The sequence below is a fragment of the Pelagibacterium nitratireducens genome, assembly GCF_037044555.1.
GTDB lineage: Bacteria > Pseudomonadota > Alphaproteobacteria > Rhizobiales > Devosiaceae > Pelagibacterium > Pelagibacterium nitratireducens.
The window spans coordinates 416,237-432,901 of sequence record NZ_CP146275.1; the positions used below are offsets into that span (position 1 = coordinate 416,237).

The following is a 16,665-nucleotide window of genomic DNA, read 5'->3' on the forward strand; positions in this document are numbered from 1 at the left end:
CCCAGAACGAGCAGCGTTGTCGCATTTTTGGTTTCCCTGCAATGCTAAACGGCAGGCAGTTGATTGTAGAACTCAACCAGCATGCGCATTCGTCCGATAGGCTCTACACGATGAGGCTGCTCAGGCAGGATCAGCCCAATGATGCCGGGTTCAAGCACGGTATCTGAAGCAGGTGCGAGGACCTGATAGCGCAACTGACCCTCTAGCACCCTGATCACGCCCCAGACGCCGGCTTTCGTCTTGTGCTCCTTGCGAAAACCCGCCGGAAGCGTGTTCTCATCGAAGACTATTGTGGTTTTGTAAGGAACGGGAGATGGGGTCATCGACTTGAAACGCTCTGCCGATCCATAAGGTCGGACATATGCTCTGCGGCTTTGATGGCAAGCAAATGTCTCGTTCCGGTATTGTCTTCGCCCATACGTTCTCTCCTAAGCATGCTTGGTGGTCGAGTCAGCGATATCCGACGCCCCGATGCCTGCTATCTCTCTGTTGCGGCCTCCGTGTTCTGATCGTGTTGACCAGGAAACATGAAGTCGAACAAGCCCGAGCCATGATCCAGATCGGCAAGTGAGCAGCTATCGAGGACGGCCAAAAACGCGCCTGTCGCTTTACCCAAAAGTCCCCGGAGACCGCAGCCGCGTGCCACTACGCAGACGCTGCAGTCGACCAAATCGAAGCCATCTTCCATTTGACGAACGACGACACCCACAGAGATGTCCTGGGCTGGACGCGCAAGACGCAGTCCGCCGTTTCGGCCCCGCACGCTTGCAACGAACTCAGCCTTGACCAAGGCATGGGCCACTTTCATGAGGTGGTTTTGCGAAATACCATAGGCTCGCGCCATTTCCGATATTGAACAGAGCCGATCGGGGTGCTGGGTCAGAAAGATCATAACCCTGAGGGCATAGTCGGTGTGCAGGGTCAGGCGCATAACGCTCTCCAAAATGTCGCAGGCTTATACATGCATTTTTGTTGCATGTTTTGCAATCCTGATACATGTATCAATTCAACATGTTTAAGTCTGGAGTGTGTCCGATGCCGCTGAGTGAACTGACATTGCGCAGGCAAGTGGAGCAGTTCTACGACCGCATACGGGCTGACGAGCTTCTGGCACCGATTTTCGCTGAGCATGTCAAGGATTGGGATACACATGTGGATCGGCTGGGCGATTTCTGGTCCTCGATCGTTTTGACCTCTGGCCGATACAAGGGGAATCCCTATCGCGCGCATTTGCCGTTCGCTCATCAGCTTACGCCCGATCTCTTTGCGCGCTGGTTGGACCTTTGGAGCCAGACGGCCAGAGATAATTTTTCCGAGGACATTGCCGCTCAACTGGAATTCAAGGCTCAACGGATTGCCCGGAGCCTGATGGCGGGACTGCTATCTCAGCCCGACCCTGGCGCGCCGCTCGGCGCGTCTTTGCCTGTTCACCCTGGACAACACTAGAGGCGATTATGACTGCCCAATCTGGCCACGCCGATCAAAACTTCCGTCACCGTCATGATACCTACTGGCGTTTGCCTATGGCTGTGGGCGGCGCACTTACCCTGGGAGCGTGGTCCACGACTGCCCAGGCGCATGTAAAATGGTTCGCGCCCTATATCGTCGAAGCATCTCCGGCGCCTCTGATGGACACCATCACCAATGGATGGTTTTGGCTCGCGATTGGACTGGTGCTTGTATTTTTTGTCGCTACCAGAGTGTTTGAAACCCGCCCGGCCGGCGAAGCGACGCTTTCGGCGATGGACCGCGTCTCTGATCCGCTATGGTTTCGACTTGATGACTTTATTCGCGTCGTCATCGGGGCTTTTTTTGTCGCGACCTTTGCCGTTGGCGGCGTCTATCTGACGCCCGATCTTCAAACCCCAGCGGAATGGGTGTCCTGGCTGCAATTGCTGATTGCTTTTGGGGTCTTTTCGAAGCGTACTATGCCGTTCTCGGCAGCGGGCATCATTATTCTCTGGGTGTTGGCGCTGCGCGATTACGATCTGTTCCATTTGCTGGACTATCTTGCGCTTGGCGTTGCGGTCGCGGCGTATCTTGTCCTGGCAGCATCGAGAAATGAAGAGTGGCGCAAGCACCGCTTCGAGGTCTTGCGTTGGGGTGTAGCCATCGCATTGATGTGGTCGAGCCTTGAAAAGTTCGCCTATCCTGAATGGTTCTATCCGCTTGTGGCCGAAAAACCGTTCCTCACGTTCGGCATGCCGCGAGACGTGTTTATCCCGATGGCGGGCGTGGCCGAGTTTACCATGGGCTTTGGCCTGCTGTGGACGCCTCTGGTGCGGCGTCTCTCAGCGGTTGCGCTGTTCATCATCTTCAATGCTGCGGTGTATCCCTTCGGGCGGATCGATCTTGTGGGGCATGCCCTGATCATGGCGATCATCGTGGCAATTGCAGCCGATCACACACGCGAGCTTCATTTCCTGCCTGCCATACGACGCGCCGTCGCCGGTGTTCCTGTCGCTCTCGGTGCCGTCATCGTCATTTTCGTTACGGGCTACTGGGGTTTGCACCTGACACTTTACGGCGCGGACAGCGGGCCGAGGAGTCAAATTACAGACATGACCACGCACACCCCAAATGCAGAAAATCCCCATGGGCAGACGGGAGAGCCGTTCGTGAACAGCCCCGAGGCTATGGCAGCATTCATGGCGACGATGGACATCATGCATGGGCCAATGATGGAGGGAATGCAGCATCCCGATCCCGATATCGCGTTTATGCAGGGCATGATCCCACACCATCAGGGTGCCATCGACATGGCCGAGGTGGTGCTTGAATACGGCAGTGATCGCGAGGTGCGCGCTCTGGCCCAGCATGTCATTGATGAACAGCAGATCGAAATCGAGCAGATGCGCCGATGGTTGGCGATCCGCGCGGGCGGGCAATTGTGAGGGGGACAACTCCCGATCATGTGAAAGAACCGCCCTCACGCAAGCCGCTGGGTGACTAGCAAGATCGTTATCGGGCCGACCGCCTCGGTCGGCTCAAGCGAGAACAGCATAGAGAAGTGAACGCTATGAACAATGACATGCCTATCTGGAAAACTGGCCTGTTGGGGAAGTGTCCCCATTGTGGAGAGGGGCATCTCTTTTACGGCTTTCTCACACTGCGCAAACAATGCGAGGTCTGTGGGTTGGACTATGGTTTTGCTGATCCCGCTGACGGACCTGCGTTTTTTGTCATGATGATCGGATGTGTCCCAGTCGTCGTTTTTGGTCTCTGGCTTGAGGTGGCGTTCCGAGCGCCCATCTGGGTGCATCTGGTGACGACACTGCCTCTGTTGTTGCTGACATGTATTCCCCCGCTCCGTCCCATCAAAGGCTGGCTCGTCGCGCTGCAGTATCGCAGCAAAGCCGAAGAAAGCCGGGCGGACCAGCGGATCGGCTAATTCGTCTTGCAGGGCGTTTCGATAAAATCGCCCCAATCTCGCGGCATCACTTCCGGGTTGACCGCCATACTGTGACGGGCTTTTTGAGCATTCTATCCTGGCTTATTTCATGCATTTGATGAGCGAAATACGCGCCTGCCAACTATGCGCGAAGGAGCTGCCGCTTGGGCCGCGTCCGGTGGTCCAGGCGGATCGCACGGCCAGACTGCTGATCATCGGGCAGGCGCCGGGCCGAAAGGTGCATGAGAGCGGCATACCCTGGAATGACGCGAGTGGCGATCGCTTGCGTTCATGGCTCGATATCAGTCCCGCGGTGTTTTACGATCCGTCCCGGATCGCCATCGTGCCGATGGGGTTCTGCTATCCCGGCGTGAGCAAAAGCGGCAGTGGTGATGCCCGGCCAATGAAGCGATGTGCCCCGACGTGGCACCACCGTCTGCTTGCCAGCTTGCCTGAAATACGTCTGACACTGCTGGTGGGTAGCCATGCGCAAAGGGGCTATCTGCACGGAGGCAAACGATCCATGACCGAAACTGTGAAAGCGTTCGACCGGGCAAGCGCCGTTTGGGCGCTCCCGCATCCGAGCTGGCGGGTTGTGGCATGGATGCGCAAAAACCCCTGGTTTGTATCCGATGTGCTGCCAACCCTGCGTAGGGCTGTGGCCAGCACGCTCGACGACTAGGATTTTGTTTGAGGATAAGTGACGCAGTTATCGTCGCCCAAATTGGCGCCCGGCGTCAATTTCGCTTCCGAGATCTTGCCCTCGCCCATGATGTGGAGCACCTCGATATCTCGCGCGATGAGGTAGTCAGCAATGATGCGGCGATGGCAGCGCCACCACACAGCTTCCGAGCACATGAGAGCGGGACGCTGGTGGGATGCGAACGCGATCAGACGGTGAAGATCGGTCTGGAACTGAGGTGTGAGCGCGTAGTCGGCGTAGTTGTGAAAGCTGCGATTGTTCCAAAGGGCATTGGTGTCGGTGGGTACGTTGTTTTGCTTGTTGCGCCGGCCGCCGAGATCGGGCCAATGGCTGTAGCCGATCTGGTATTGGGAAAGATCGTGCGGCAGCGTGTCGATATTGAACTGGGGATTGGTTCGCGACCGAGGAAACGTGCGAACGTCCACGATGGCATCAACCCTTGCGGCACCGAGCATGGCGATGAATGTCTCAAGACTGTGGTTGGAATGGCCGACAGTGAAGATAGCGGGACGCGATTTGCTCATGCCTTTATGAGCGCATCTTCCTTGTGCGCAGCCACGTGATCGGTCCGGTCGCTGTCGATCTCATATGGAGGCTCGTCTGGTGAGGCGCGCCGCGTGTGGCCCTTGTAACTGAAATCTTTCACACGAACCTTTGTGATGGTGCCACTGACCCATCCCGCTTCCGAATTCCATTTCACATGATCGCCAACTTTGAATTTGCTCATGGCACACCTCCGTGTCGAACGAACTTTTGAGCGTGCGAGCCGTTCCAAGAAACGGCGCGGCAAAGGCGCAATTTTTCAATTTCCGGAAAGAGTTTGGGTTTCGCTTCGTTGTGGAGGATGGCGCTGGCGTTTAGGTTTGCCCCCTATTCGTCAGGACCCTATCTACCAGTGTCACTTTCCCTTGTTGCAGCACTCCGCCCGCGCCTTGTGCGGGTCAGCCTTGTTGAAGCCTCACGCGCCACTTTGGGTGCGCTCGTTGGGATTCTGATTACGGGGTTGATCACCCGAGCAGCCATGGGCGAAGCAAGTGTTGCGCCCATGCTGATCGCCCCCATGGGCGCCTCGGCAGTGCTCTTGTTTGCTGCGCCCTCGAGCCCCTTGGCTCAGCCCTGGTCGATATTGGCAGGAAATTGCATTGCAGCAGCGATCGGTGTGACCATTGCCGGACTTGTCGGCGATCCAATTCTTGCCGCGGCATTGGCGCTCAGCCTTGCAATCAGTGCGATGCTGGCCACCCACAGCCTCCATCCTCCGAGTGGGGCGGTGGCCCTGACGGCCGTTCTGGGTGGGCCCGCGGTGCTCGAACTCGGTTACGGCTTCGTGTTCTGGCCCGTCGCGATCAATTCACTCGTGCTGGTGATCGCAGCCATGGCTTTCAACCGCCTGACCGGACGGATCTATACGGCCGTACCTGTGAAAGGCGCCGACGACAGCGCTCGCGCTGGTTTGCTCGATGTACAGCCGACTGATGTTGAAGCCGTGCTCCGGCAATATGACGAGATCGTCAACGTCGCCCCCGAGGTGCTCGAGCATCTTCTCGAACAAGCGCAGATCCGCGTGTTTCAGCGGAGCGGGGGACAACTGGCATGCCGCGCGATCATGTCGCCGGTCGCCGCGACGGTCTTGCCGACAACCCCCGTCCGCACGATATGGAGCTTGATGCAGCGGTCCGAGCTGCGGGCCATACCGGTTGTGGATACGCACGGCAAACTTGTCGGCATCATTTCCAGAACCGACTTTTTTGCTGCCCACCTGGTCGATCAACGCGGCCAGGTCAAAAAATGGCCGGTCAGGTTTCAAACATTGCGCGCACATGACCTCATGACCCGCAACGTGCAATCTGCTTTGCCCGAAACATTGGTGTCGAAGCTGGTTTCACCAATGGTGGATCAGGGTCTGCACCAGATTCCGATCGTCGATACCGGCAACCGTGTGGTGGGGATAGTTTCGCAGGCCAATCTTTTAGCCGGTTTGTTCAGGTCCGGTTTCGAACGAGCGGTGGAATTTGCTGAGCAGCCACAACCAACACGGGATGCCAGCTTATCCTCGGTCCAAGCCTGAAGAACCGGCCTTTACCACCTGACGTCATGTTCGTCCACTATGAAGAAGGGTCGCGGTGGATATGGATCGCAGGTGGGGACTAAGGAACCTCATTCATTCTGCAGCGCGGGCAGGGCGGTGTTGGCGATGGAACCATCAAGCACCAGCATCAACTACGCCGTGACGCCGGCCAGGGCGGATGGACCGAAGGGGCGCGTCTCGGCCCGTTCGTTGGTGGTCGTCATTGCCAAATCTTCTTACACCGCGTGCGATGCAACGGTAGGAATGACGCCAATCGAGGAAAGGCCCATCCATACCGCCATGGCGATCATCATCAGATTCTCGGTCAACGAGATGAAGCCCAGCGGGACATTGCTAGACCCGCCCACGCAGGCGCATTTGAGTTCACGCTTATCGATGTAAACCGCCTTGAAAACTGACACAGCTCCCACCGTACCTATGAACAGGGCGACGGGCACCGAAAGCCAAGTCAAGGCACCCGCGACCATCAGAACGCCTGCGAGCCCTTCAGCGTAAGGGTAGATGTAGCTGTAGGGTACCCAGCGCTTGGCAAGCAGGTCGTAGTTCAAGAACATGGTCGCAAAGCTCTCCACGTTCTGGAGCTTGAGAAGCGCCAGAACGACCATCGAGAAGGCGATGAACCATTCAGCCGAGAGCAGCGTCACCGCATTACCGCCCACAGCATAGCTGGCCGCCATGGCCATCATCGCCGTCAGAATAAACAGCGCGATGACGGGGCGATAGGTGGTTGCCTTGGGGTCGGCAACCTGCTTGCCCAGGAACCTTCGAGTATCGTCATGGCCGCCGATCCGCTTGCCATCGACGAAGACCTGCGGCGTGGTGTTGGCCCCGTGCTGCTCCTTGAAAGCGTCGTTTCTTCGCGCGTCCTAAGGTGGTGATCCTCGATCTCGTAGCCTGAGCGCTTGAGAAGGTCTTTGACCTTGATGCCATAGGGGCACGTATGGCCCGGCATGACCATGCGGTAGATAACCGCCTTTTTGCCGCCGATGAAGGGTTGGGTCGATCCAGCATTTCGTGTGCCTCAACCACTGACAATCGGCAAACTCGCTGCAGCCGGTGAAGCGGGCGCGGAAACCATCCGTTTTTACCAGCGTAAGGGCCTGCTTCAGCAGCCAGCGCGCGAGGGCTGCTTTCGTCACTATGGCACAGAAGACGTCCGCAGCCTTCGGTTCATTCGTCAGGCACAATCGGCCGGATTTACGCTGGAGGAGATCAAAGAGCGGCTCGAACTCGACGCCGAGCAAGACCATGCCCATGCCCATGCCCGTGCCCGTGAGCTTGCCATAGGCCGCATTCGGTCGCCCAACGACAAGATTGCCGACCTTCAACGCGCACGGGATGCACTTAGAAATCTGGCGCATGACTGCGGCGAGGGCAGCAGCGGGCCTTGTCCCATACTCGCCTCGCTGGTGCCGGGTCGACCACCCAGCGCCAAACCGAGATGATGAACAATATGGTCGAGCCGCTCAGTTCGGCGCGCTCGCGGTGCCAGAACGCCATCCGCAAAGCGTTCCGCGAAGATCCGTCGACCGCATAGGACGGCATCGCACCAGAAGCGCCTTACCAAGATCTGCAAAACTGCACGACGCCCACCGAGCGGCAAATCAGCTATCCGTCGAAAATATCGGCTTTGCACCCGTCGAGACACCGCGCCACACGTCGGACACGCACAACGGGATGCTCCAAATCGAGCGCGGACGCTGATGCGTTCGCCAGACACTGTGGTGTCCTCTACAACAAAACCACTCAGCACAAGGCTGGATGGCCGAAATCTCTGATCCCTCGTTGGTTCCCTCCGAAAAGAACCGAAGCACCAGATGTCTGCAGCAGAAGTGAGTCAGACCCAGTATTGGAAGCGAAAAAACCCCCTGAGGGGGCCAGTATTGCAAGCGATTTTACATCACTGATTATCAAAGGTCTTCATCTCATATGGTCAGGTATTCTGCACTCCAGCCATATGGCCTCTTCAAACCAGCTGCGGCCAACGGGAGGGCGTGCGCCGTGTCCAATGGCGATCGCCTCCAGTCGGACAAGCGTATCCCTGTAGTTTGTCGGCAGTGGATATCGAGCGTGCGGGCGGCGAGGCCGTCGCACGAAGCGGAGACGGCGCACCATCTGACACGGATGGGTTGCGGCCTGATCCAGGCGCCGCGATACCAATTAAGAGACGATCTGGTGCGCGGTGTCCTGGTCGAGGTTCTGCCCGATCAGCCGCCACCACTTCTGCCATTGGGAGCCTATTATCCGCAGATCCGCCAGTTGTCGCCGCGCGTCCGGGCTGTCCTGGGTCACCACAGTCTTTGACGCGGTAGAACTGTGATTTGATGTCCATGCCTGCGTGGCTGTCGTTCTCAAATTTCCACGGACTGAGACGGCCCGAGCTGGCGAAGCGATAGAAGACGCAGCTTAGATGGCCCAGATCACAGGGCACCAGAGGAGATGCCATCAGGCTGCCGAGATAGTCATGTGCCCTACTGCTCCGACGCTGCACTCCGCTCCTGGGTAAGTGGGCCGGTCGCTCTGTGAGAACCAACAGGGCGGATGTGTCGTCCTGATTACCGCCAAATAGTCGATCATGTGCCGGCTCGGGCATAACCTGCACGAATTGAAGGGCGAGAATTATGTATTGGACGAAATAGCTAAGTCCTCATAGCGTTGGTTTTGCCGAACCGTTCAATGGCGCGGCTCCATCCAACAACTACCGATGCGTTCATCGCATTGATGAGGGGAAACTGCGAATGACCAACCCATATCCACCCAGTTCGACACCTGCTGCCTTGTTCCTAGCCACAGCGATCTTCACGGCGGGCCCAGTATTTGCCCAAACCTACGATTTATCGGGTGTTGACGTCGTCCCTGAGCTTGCAGAACGTGTTCCGCAGGAGATACGTGACCGCGGTGTACTGATCATCGGCTCCGACAACGCCTATGCACCGTGGGAATATCTCGCCGGACCTGACGGCCAAACTCCTGAGGGCATTGACGTCGATCTCGGCAAGGCAATCGCCTATACGCTGGATCTGGAGTATGAATCGCGTACTGCGCCCTTCGCCTCGATCTTGCCTGCTCTCGGCACGAATTTTGATATTGGTATTTCGGCATTCTCCATCACCAGGGAGCGCATGGGCGCTGTCAATTTCGTCAGCTATGCCGATACCCAAAGCCTTTGGGTGGTCCGCGCGGGTAATCCCACCGGTTTTGATCCGGCCGATTACTGCGGGACCACTGTAGCTATCCAGTCTGGAAGCTACCACGAACAATATGTGGACGAGGACAGCGCGGCCTGTGAGGCTGCCGGCAATGAGCCAGTCGAGAAACTTCCCTTCTCTGTCCAGACCGAGGCGATCACTAGAGTCGCCGTCGGTGGAGCCGATGCGACCGCGACCGGCGGCGGCACGGCGGCCTATGCAGTGGTGCAGTCGGGGGATGCGCTCGAGACGCTTTCGCCTGTTGGCACAATGGGGATAAGGGGTCTCAATGGCATCGCGGTGCCGAAAGACAATATGGAACTGACTCACCTGATCGCCGACACGCTCAATCACCTGATAGAAAACGGCATCTATGGAGAGATCTACGCTACGTGGGGCGTCGATCAGTTCGCTGTTTCCGAAGCGCTCGTCAATCCGGATCCAGGCAAGTAGTCCAGCATGTCAGTCAACTCATCAAAAATGATGTCGGGAAATGTGATTGTTTCCCGGCATGACAGCAAGGACGTGGCGCTCAATGAGGTGGTGCCACGAAAGCATCCCGGGCGTTGGATCGGCGTTGTCCTGCTATCGATATTCGTTCTTCAGTTTGCTCACAGTGCTGTGGTTAACCCAAACTTTCACTGGGACGTCTTTGCAGAATATTTATTTGCGCCGCAGGTGATCAGCGGGGTCGGCTGGACGCTGTTTCTGACTGTCGCCGCGATGGCCCTGGCAATCGCCTGTGCGATCTCGCTGGTTCTTATGCGCGAGAGCGATAACCCGATCTTCCGCGGGCTGGCCTGGCTGTGGATATGGTTTTTCCGCGGCACCCCACTTTACACACAACTGCTGTTCTGGGGTCTTGTCGCCGTTCTTTTCCCGCGCATTTCGCTATCGGTTCCTTTCGGTCCGGAAATCATCGGTGTGCCGACACAATGGGTGATCACCGCTGGGGTTGCTGCGCTCCTCGGGCTAGGTCTGAACGAGAGCGCCTACCTGGCAGAGATTTTCCGCGCTGGATTCAAGGCAATCGACCGTGGCCAGACCGAGGCGGCTCAGGCAATAGGCATGTCACGCGCACGAATCTGGTGGCGCATCCTGATGCCGCAGGCGATGCGAACGATCATTCCACCGACGGGCAATGAAACCATCGGGATGCTTAAGGGCACCTCCTTGGTCCTCGCCGTGCCGTTCACTCTCGACTTGATGTTTGCCACCAACGCCATCGCCAACCGGCTTTATCTGCCAGTGCCGATGTTGATGGTCGCGGCCTTTTGGTACTTGGTCGTCACGTCAGTTCTGATGGTCGGCCAATTCTACCTCGAGCGTCATTTCGGAAAGGGACAGGATTATGTTGAGACACGCCATGTCTGATGCCCCGACCGTCTCACTTGAGGGCATTCACAAGTTCTTCGGCACAGTCCATGCCCTACGTGGAGTGGATCTCACTATCGCCAAGGGGGAGGTTTGCGTTGCCATCGGTCCGTCGGGTTCCGGCAAGTCTACACTGCTGCGCTGTATTAACCAGATTGAGGAGATATCGGCAGGCCGGGTGAGGATAAACGGCGAGCTTCAAGGCTATGCGGAGCGCAACGGGCGTTTGCACGAACTCGCTCCCGGTCGCATCGACAAGCAGCGACGATTAACGGGGATGGTATTTCAGCGGTTCAATTTATTTCCACACAAGACTGCCCTGCAGAATGTGACAGAGGGGCCGACGCAGGTGAGGCGCATACCGCGAGCGAAGGCTATCGAGCGCGGTCGGGAACTCCTTGATCGTGTGGGACTGGCGGGTTTGGCCGATCGCTACCCAAATCAGCTTTCGGGAGGCCAGCAGCAGCGCGTAGCCATCGCCCGCGCATTGGCCATGGACCCGGAGGTGATGCTTTTCGACGAACCCACCTCCGCTTTGGATCCCGAACTCGTCGGTGAGGTCCTTGACGTCATCAAGGACCTTGCTCGCAGCGGCATGACAATGATGCTCGTCACTCACGAGATCGGTTTTGCCCGCGAGGTCGGCGATCATTTGGTTTTCATGGATCATGGGGTGATCGTCGAAGAAGGTGTGCCAAAAGATATGCTGGAGAGCCCCAAAAATCCGCGCACCAAAGCATTTCTCTCCAAGGTTCTTTGAAAATGAGCTGTGTGAAATCAGTAGTCACGAACGTTTCCGCTTCATCCGAGCACCTTTTTCAGTTCAGCAATGAAATCGGTGAGAATACGCGACGGAGGGCGATGGGGTGGCAATATCAGCAGGGTACGAAAGTGCAACTCGGGCTCGAAGGGGCGCAATACCAGTCCGTGGCCCAGATACGGTTCGGCCGTCAGCGGATTGACCAGTCCAACACCCAGGCCTTCTGCCACCATAGCGCATATCGTCGTCGAAAACGGAGTTTCGAGTATGATGTGTGGTGTGACGTTGGCGCGCTCAAAGGCGGCTTCCGCTTCCTGACGAGTGGTATCCTCGGGAGACAGAGCGATAAATCTGCGGCCCGCAAGGTCCGCCGGGCGAACAATGTCGCATCCCGTCAGTTCGTGGTCCTCAGGCATTGCGACAGCAACCCGGAAACTCGCGAACGGGCGAACATCTATACCTGTGGTATCGATCTCATCGGCGACAATTCCCAGGTCGAATTGCCCCGAAGCGACCAGATCTCGCGCAACCGACGAGGTTCGTGTCTGGAGCGTAATCGCTATGTTGGGGTGGTGCTTTGTAAAACCATGGAGGGCCCGCGGCGCCAGATTGGTGGAGAGGGCAGAAAGGCAGGCAATACGCAGCTTGCCAGAGCCAAAATCACGGATGCGGGCGGCTGCACTACGGAGTTCTGTCAGTCCGGTGAACGCCTGCTCTATCTCCCGAAAGAAAAGCTGGCCTTCGGCTGTTGGCCGCAGACGTCCCTTTATACGATCAAAGACCGGGAAACCGATCGCTCTTTCCAACTCCTGGATCATCTTGCTCACCGCAGGCTGCGATATGCGCAGGACCTCCGCCGCGCGTGCGGTGGTGCCGTTGGTGACCACAGCGCGAAACACCTCGATCTGACGCAGGTTCATCAGTAGATCCCTCCCAAACGAGATCTATCAATAAGAATGCAGAATTCAAAACACAACATCAATAACTATAGCGAATTGAATCTCGCCTTTTCGGCGCGGGAAGGAAACAATGCGAATGAGTGATTTGACTGAATGTGTCGTCACGCCGCGTGTCGCTACCGACGGTTTCGATCCAGTTGGCGTGGGGGTACATCGCGCTTCCACGATCGTGTTCGCCGACGCGGCAGCATATGCCAGCAGGGGAGACCGCGGCGACAAGGGATATTCTTATGGACTATACGGCACGCCTACGACCCGAACATTGGAAGAGAAGCTGTCGCGGCTGGAGCAGGCTTCACGAACGTTCCTTGTGCCGTCGGGACAAGCCGCGAACGCCTTGGCTGTGATGGCCTTGGTCGGGGCAGGGCAACACATTGTGCTGGCGGACACAGTCTATCCACCCATGCGCGAATTCGCGCTCAGTGATCTGGCGCGCATGGGCGTATCGGTTGACTTCTTCAATCCCACGGACCTCGATGATCTGCGACAGAAGATGCGGTCAGAAACGCGCATCGTTTGGTGCGAGAGCCCGGGTTCAACGACGATGGAAGTGATGGATATTCCCGCCGCCGCTGAAATCGCGCACCAGGTCGGTGCCCTTCTCGGGGTCGACAATACCTGGGCGACACCGCTGAATCTGAAACCCTTGGCGTTGGGTGCAGATCTCGTCACCGAGGCGCTGACGAAGTACATTGCTGGTCATTCCGATGTTCTGCTGGGGTCGATTTCAGTCAGGGATCCCGAACTGGCGGGCCCGATCAAAGGCGCGATCGGCCGTATGGGTATTGGTGCATCGCCCGATGATGCCTCACTTGTGCTCCGAGGGCTCGAGACGCTGGGCGTGCGGCTGCGCCATAGTGAGGCGGTGGCCCGCCGCTTCTGCGAACGGCTGGTCGGCCATCCCATGATCGACCAAGTGCTTTTTCCCGCGCTTCCGGGCGCTCCTGGATACGCGCTTTTTCAACGGGACTTTTTAGGCGCAAGCGGCGTATTCACGCTGACATTTTCCGAAGAAGTTGCCCCTCACGTCTGGCCCGCTCTCGACTCCCTGGGCCTTTTCGCAATCGGCGCCTCTTGGGGAGGAACGCGCAGCCTCGTAGCTCCGATGCCGGTGCGTGGCAGTCGCAGCGTCACGCAATGGACGAGCCCGGACATCACGTTGCGCGTCTCCATAGGTCTGGAGGAGGAAACCGAGCTGTGGGAAGATCTGCGGCGTTTCCTTGCTGCGCTCGAGCAATACAGCAGCGCCTCAAGTGCCGCCCAGTGATTATTTAATCATCATTGCGGTCCATCGAGACGACCTTTGCATGCCAGGACCTCTCTGGATTCGCATCAATCAGAAGCGCCCAATTCAATTCTGGTCCCACACCAATCATTCCCACTAAAAGGAGTCGCGCCGTGTCAAAAATTGACCTCGTGCTCACGGAAGTTGACGAAAATCTTGATGACTCCACGAGCAAATTGCTTGACCTTGTCGCGATACCCTCGATCTCGAGCGAAGCATCCGGCAGGGCAGGTATTGCGGAGGCAGCCGACTGGTTGCGCCGTGAATTGCTGGAGATCGGCTTCACTACGACTGTTGCAGAAACTAAAGGTCATCCGGTCGTCTTGGCGCGTTCCACCGAACGACCGAGGATTGATGATTTGCGCCTGCTGTTCTACGGCCACTATGACGTTCAGCCGGTAACTCCTCTTGACGATTGGGCGCACGATCCATTCGCGCCCGAGATAATAGAGGAGGATGGCGTTCATAGGTTCTACGGCCGTGGCGCATCCGACAGCAAAAGCCAACTCTGGTCGTTCATTGAGGCCCTGCGGGCTTGGAAATCGGTATATGGCACCTTTCCCGCGGAGATCGTGATCATGCTCGAGGGCGAGGAGGAGACGGGTTCTCCAAGCCTTGCTGAGTTCATCGAGCAATATCGAGACGACCTGCAATGCGACGTCGCCTTTATATGTGACAGCGATATGTGGTCGCCCACACAGCCGGCGATCACAACTCAGCTCAAGGGCCTAATTCATGAGAAGGTCACCATTTCCGCCCCAAACCCTGACCTGCATTCAGGCCACTATGGAGCGGTTGCCGCCAATCCGATCCGTATTTTGAGCACCATCCTTTCGGCGCTCCACGATGACCAGGGACGTGTGAGTTTGGACGGATTCTACGATGCGGTGATAGAGATTTCAGAGCATCAGCGCGAGCAGTGGCGTTCGATCGCCGAGAGCGCGGATGTGGGCGAGGGGGTGAGCTTTGCTGGGGGTGGCATCGAAGACGGCTATACGCCGATCGAAGCAATGTGGGGGCGGCCCACCGTCGACATCAATGGCATTAGCGGTGGAAATCAGGGGCCGGGAGAACGCTCGGTGTTGCCGGGGGCCGCGTCCGCTCGCCTTTCTTTCCGGCTGGTAGCCGACCAGGATCCACAGATGGTCCGAGACAGCTTCAGAAAGTTCGTTACTTCGCGTGTTCCCTCTGGGTGTGAGGTCGCATTTGAAGGCTCCGGCGGCAGCGCCGCGGTTCGCCTTTCCGAGACCAATCCGTTTCTGAGGGCGGCCGCCCGTGGCCTTGAGGCTGAATGGCAGTCACCTCCTGTGCTGAAAGGCACGGGTGGGGCCATTCCACTCGTTGGACAGCTTAGCCAAGTTCTTGGACTAGACTGTGTTGTTATAGGGTTCATTCTCTCGAGTGACGCCATTCACGCGCCGGACGAGCATTATGACGTGGAGCGATTCCAGAGGGGGACGCGAAGCTGGGTGCGCATTTTCGAGGAAGTTGTCAAGGAGCGGACCACGGCTGACTGAGTGTTTGGCCGCGTCCACTGACACTGCCAGCACCTTCCGGTTGCAGCCGGCGCGTACATGCCTGCTCGCTATCATTCTGGTCCTTGCCCGAGCTCCGTTACAATGACATCAAGTGTTCGTTCAGTTCCGTTCCTGCGACTGTGGTGCGGCAATACCGCTTCCGCCGTCGCCACCTGGGCGTTGCCCTTCATCCTGGGTTTTGCTGTATCGACCGGGGCTGTAGATGCCATCCAGCTTGGGATTTTGCTGGCTCTGCGCGCGACTGGCTTTCTCATCGGTGTACCGATCGGCGGCGTGTTGGCAGACCGGGGAGGACGCAGGCGTATCCTGCTGGTGGCCGGCTTGATTGCCGCCGCGGGGACTCTGCTTACCTCGCTTCTCGTTGTCGGAGAGAACACGACAGAGGGATTCATGCTGGTCATCGCTGGTGTGATTTTATCAGGAATTGGCCAGGGCGCCAGCCGGCCAGCCTACCAAGCCATCGTACCCGCGATCATTTCCAGAGGTAGTTTTCAGGCGGCCAATGCCGCGCTAAGCCTGTCAGCGAGAACAACCGGTTTAATAGGTCCCGCTTTGGCGGTCCTCATCGCGACGACCTTGGGTATAGGTGCCGCGTTTGTTGCAATTTTCGTCCTTTGGATCGTGAGCGGATTGCTTCCCCCATGGCCAGAAAATGACAAGGGGATTGATCCCGGGGGCCTTTCCAGTAGCTCACGGATTTACCGCTTCGCCGGCGACCTCGTTGAAGGCTACAAGGAGGCAAGGCGCCATCCGTGGTTTTTCTCCGGGCTCACCGCCCTCTCAGCGGTGATAGCGGCCGGCTGGTCGGTCACCAACGTGCTGACGCCGCAGCTAAGCCAGGCCGTTTTTGGTGACGCTTCCCTGCTCGCCGGAACCGCGACCGCCTATGCCTGCGGGGCAATCGGTGGAGCCGTGATCCTATCGAATTGGAAGCCGACCAAGCGCGGCTGGTGGGCTCTCGCCGGCCTCGGCATCTACGCAGTGGTACCGTTTAGCCTCCTGTTCTCCGAGACGTACTGGATACCAGTGGTTGCGTACTTCATAGCGGGGATCGGTGCCGAACTTTTTAATATAGTCTGGTTCACAGCAATCCAGCAGGAGATGGAGGAGAGCAAGTTGGCGCGGGTTTCGTCGCTGGATTTTATCGTCTCCTATGGTCTCGCTCCACTCGGGCTATCTGTCATCGCTCCGCTGGCCGTATGGGTCGGTACTTCTACCGTCCTGGTCGCGGCCTCGATAATCTGCCTTTTGGCGGCATTATTGGCCAGCGCGGCTCAAACGAGCGGGAGTTTCAGCGTTGAGCGCGCGAACTTCCTTGGGAGCACGCGGCCATCAGCACGGAACGACTGAACACCATGACTGCGTTCAAAGGGGTGTG

The 16,665-nt window shown here is 57.7% G+C and carries 18 protein-coding genes and 2 pseudogenes; 13 read left to right on the forward strand and 7 right to left on the reverse strand.

What is annotated here, in order from left to right; genetic code table 11:
* Positions 1-44 precede the first annotated feature (44 nt).
* Positions 45-323, reverse strand: coding sequence for a DUF1971 domain-containing protein (locus V6617_RS02175; RefSeq protein ID WP_338608786.1), 279 nt, complete (start codon positions 321-323; stop codon positions 45-47).
* Between the two features lie 155 nt (positions 324-478).
* On the reverse strand, positions 479-931 hold the full coding sequence (locus V6617_RS02180) for an Rrf2 family transcriptional regulator (protein ID WP_338608788.1): 453 nt from the start codon (positions 929-931) through the stop codon (positions 479-481).
* Between the two features lie 104 nt (positions 932-1,035).
* Here V6617_RS02180 and V6617_RS02185 point away from each other — a divergent pair, with 104 nt between their 5' ends.
* From V6617_RS02185 to V6617_RS02200, 4 genes are all read left to right on the forward strand, one after another.
* Complete coding sequence (locus V6617_RS02185) at positions 1,036-1,446, forward strand: group III truncated hemoglobin (RefSeq protein ID WP_338608789.1); 411 nt, start codon at positions 1,036-1,038, stop codon at positions 1,444-1,446.
* An 8-nt stretch (positions 1,447-1,454) separates the two neighbouring features.
* Positions 1,455-2,894 (forward strand): CopM family metallochaperone, encoded by a 1,440-nt coding sequence (gene copM / locus V6617_RS02190; protein ID WP_338608791.1) that lies wholly within the window; start codon positions 1,455-1,457, stop codon positions 2,892-2,894.
* A 125-nt stretch (positions 2,895-3,019) separates the two neighbouring features.
* Positions 3,020-3,391 carry a DUF983 domain-containing protein gene (locus V6617_RS02195; protein ID WP_338608793.1) on the forward strand — a complete coding sequence of 124 codons (372 nt, stop codon included), beginning with the start codon at positions 3,020-3,022 and terminating at the stop codon, positions 3,389-3,391.
* Between the two features lie 109 nt (positions 3,392-3,500).
* Positions 3,501-4,073 (forward strand): uracil-DNA glycosylase family protein, encoded by a 573-nt coding sequence (locus V6617_RS02200; protein ID WP_338608795.1) that lies wholly within the window; start codon positions 3,501-3,503, stop codon positions 4,071-4,073.
* Here V6617_RS02200 and V6617_RS02205 read toward each other — a convergent pair.
* Entirely contained in the window at positions 4,070-4,618 is a 549-nt protein-coding gene (locus V6617_RS02205) for a DUF488 domain-containing protein (RefSeq protein ID WP_338608797.1), read from the reverse strand. The two genes, V6617_RS02200 and V6617_RS02205, sit on opposite strands and share 4 nt — an antisense overlap.
* A complete protein-coding gene (locus V6617_RS02210) occupies positions 4,615-4,821 on the reverse strand; it encodes a DUF2945 domain-containing protein (RefSeq protein ID WP_338608798.1) in 207 nt (68 codons plus the stop codon). Before V6617_RS02210 ends, V6617_RS02205 begins: the two co-directional genes overlap by 4 nt.
* Positions 4,822-5,028: 207 nt before the next feature.
* Here V6617_RS02210 and V6617_RS02215 point away from each other — a divergent pair, with 207 nt between their 5' ends.
* Positions 5,029-6,162 carry an HPP family protein gene (locus V6617_RS02215; RefSeq protein WP_422394840.1) on the forward strand — a complete coding sequence of 378 codons (1,134 nt, stop codon included), beginning with the start codon at positions 5,029-5,031 and terminating at the stop codon, positions 6,160-6,162.
* 236 nt (positions 6,163-6,398) lie between these two features.
* On the opposite strand, the pseudogene V6617_RS02220 reads toward V6617_RS02215, so the two are convergent.
* Positions 6,399-7,141, reverse strand: a pseudogene (locus V6617_RS02220) (MauE/DoxX family redox-associated membrane protein).
* Positions 7,142-7,169: 28 nt separating this feature from the next.
* Here V6617_RS02220 and V6617_RS02225 point away from each other — a divergent pair.
* Complete coding sequence (locus tag V6617_RS02225; RefSeq protein WP_338610799.1) at positions 7,170-7,628, forward strand: MerR family transcriptional regulator; 459 nt, start codon at positions 7,170-7,172, stop codon at positions 7,626-7,628.
* Here the strand turns inward: V6617_RS02225 and V6617_RS02230 are convergent.
* A pseudogene (locus V6617_RS02230) lies at positions 7,583-8,002 on the reverse strand (transposase family protein); the annotation flags it as partial. The gene V6617_RS02225 and the pseudogene V6617_RS02230 overlap by 46 nt on opposite strands.
* Positions 8,003-8,307: 305 nt before the next feature.
* Here V6617_RS02230 and V6617_RS02235 point away from each other — a divergent pair.
* From V6617_RS02235 to V6617_RS02250, 4 genes are all read left to right on the forward strand, one after another.
* Positions 8,308-8,487, forward strand: a complete 180-nt coding sequence (locus tag V6617_RS02235) for a LysR substrate-binding domain-containing protein (RefSeq protein ID WP_338610801.1) — start codon at positions 8,308-8,310, stop codon at positions 8,485-8,487.
* Positions 8,488-8,921: 434 nt separating this feature from the next.
* Complete coding sequence (locus tag V6617_RS02240; protein WP_338608800.1) at positions 8,922-9,824, forward strand: transporter substrate-binding domain-containing protein; 903 nt, start codon at positions 8,922-8,924, stop codon at positions 9,822-9,824.
* 6 nt (positions 9,825-9,830) lie between these two features.
* A complete protein-coding gene (locus V6617_RS02245) occupies positions 9,831-10,745 on the forward strand; it encodes an amino acid ABC transporter permease (RefSeq protein ID WP_338608802.1) in 915 nt (304 codons plus the stop codon).
* On the forward strand, positions 10,738-11,505 hold the full coding sequence (locus V6617_RS02250; protein WP_338608804.1) for an amino acid ABC transporter ATP-binding protein: 768 nt from the start codon (positions 10,738-10,740) through the stop codon (positions 11,503-11,505). The genes V6617_RS02245 and V6617_RS02250 overlap by 8 nt, the downstream gene beginning before the upstream one ends.
* A gap of 41 nt (positions 11,506-11,546) precedes the next feature.
* Here the strand turns inward: V6617_RS02250 and V6617_RS02255 are convergent, their stop codons facing one another.
* The gene (locus tag V6617_RS02255; RefSeq protein WP_338608806.1) at positions 11,547-12,425 is read right to left on the reverse strand and encodes a LysR substrate-binding domain-containing protein; all 879 of its coding nucleotides are present in this window, start codon (positions 12,423-12,425) and stop codon (positions 11,547-11,549) included.
* 115 nt (positions 12,426-12,540) lie between these two features.
* Here V6617_RS02255 and V6617_RS02260 point away from each other — a divergent pair, with 115 nt between their 5' ends.
* The 3 genes from V6617_RS02260 to V6617_RS02270 all read left to right on the forward strand — a co-directional run bounded on the left by V6617_RS02260 (position 12,541) and on the right by V6617_RS02270 (position 16,637).
* Positions 12,541-13,731 (forward strand): trans-sulfuration enzyme family protein, encoded by a 1,191-nt coding sequence (locus V6617_RS02260; RefSeq protein WP_338608808.1) that lies wholly within the window; start codon positions 12,541-12,543, stop codon positions 13,729-13,731.
* Positions 13,732-13,862: 131 nt separating this feature from the next.
* The gene (locus V6617_RS02265) at positions 13,863-15,266 is read left to right on the forward strand and encodes a M20/M25/M40 family metallo-hydrolase (RefSeq protein ID WP_338608810.1); all 1,404 of its coding nucleotides are present in this window, start codon (positions 13,863-13,865) and stop codon (positions 15,264-15,266) included.
* 102 nt (positions 15,267-15,368) lie between these two features.
* A complete protein-coding gene (locus tag V6617_RS02270; RefSeq protein WP_338608812.1) occupies positions 15,369-16,637 on the forward strand; it encodes an MFS transporter in 1,269 nt (422 codons plus the stop codon).
* Positions 16,638-16,665 lie beyond the last annotated feature (28 nt).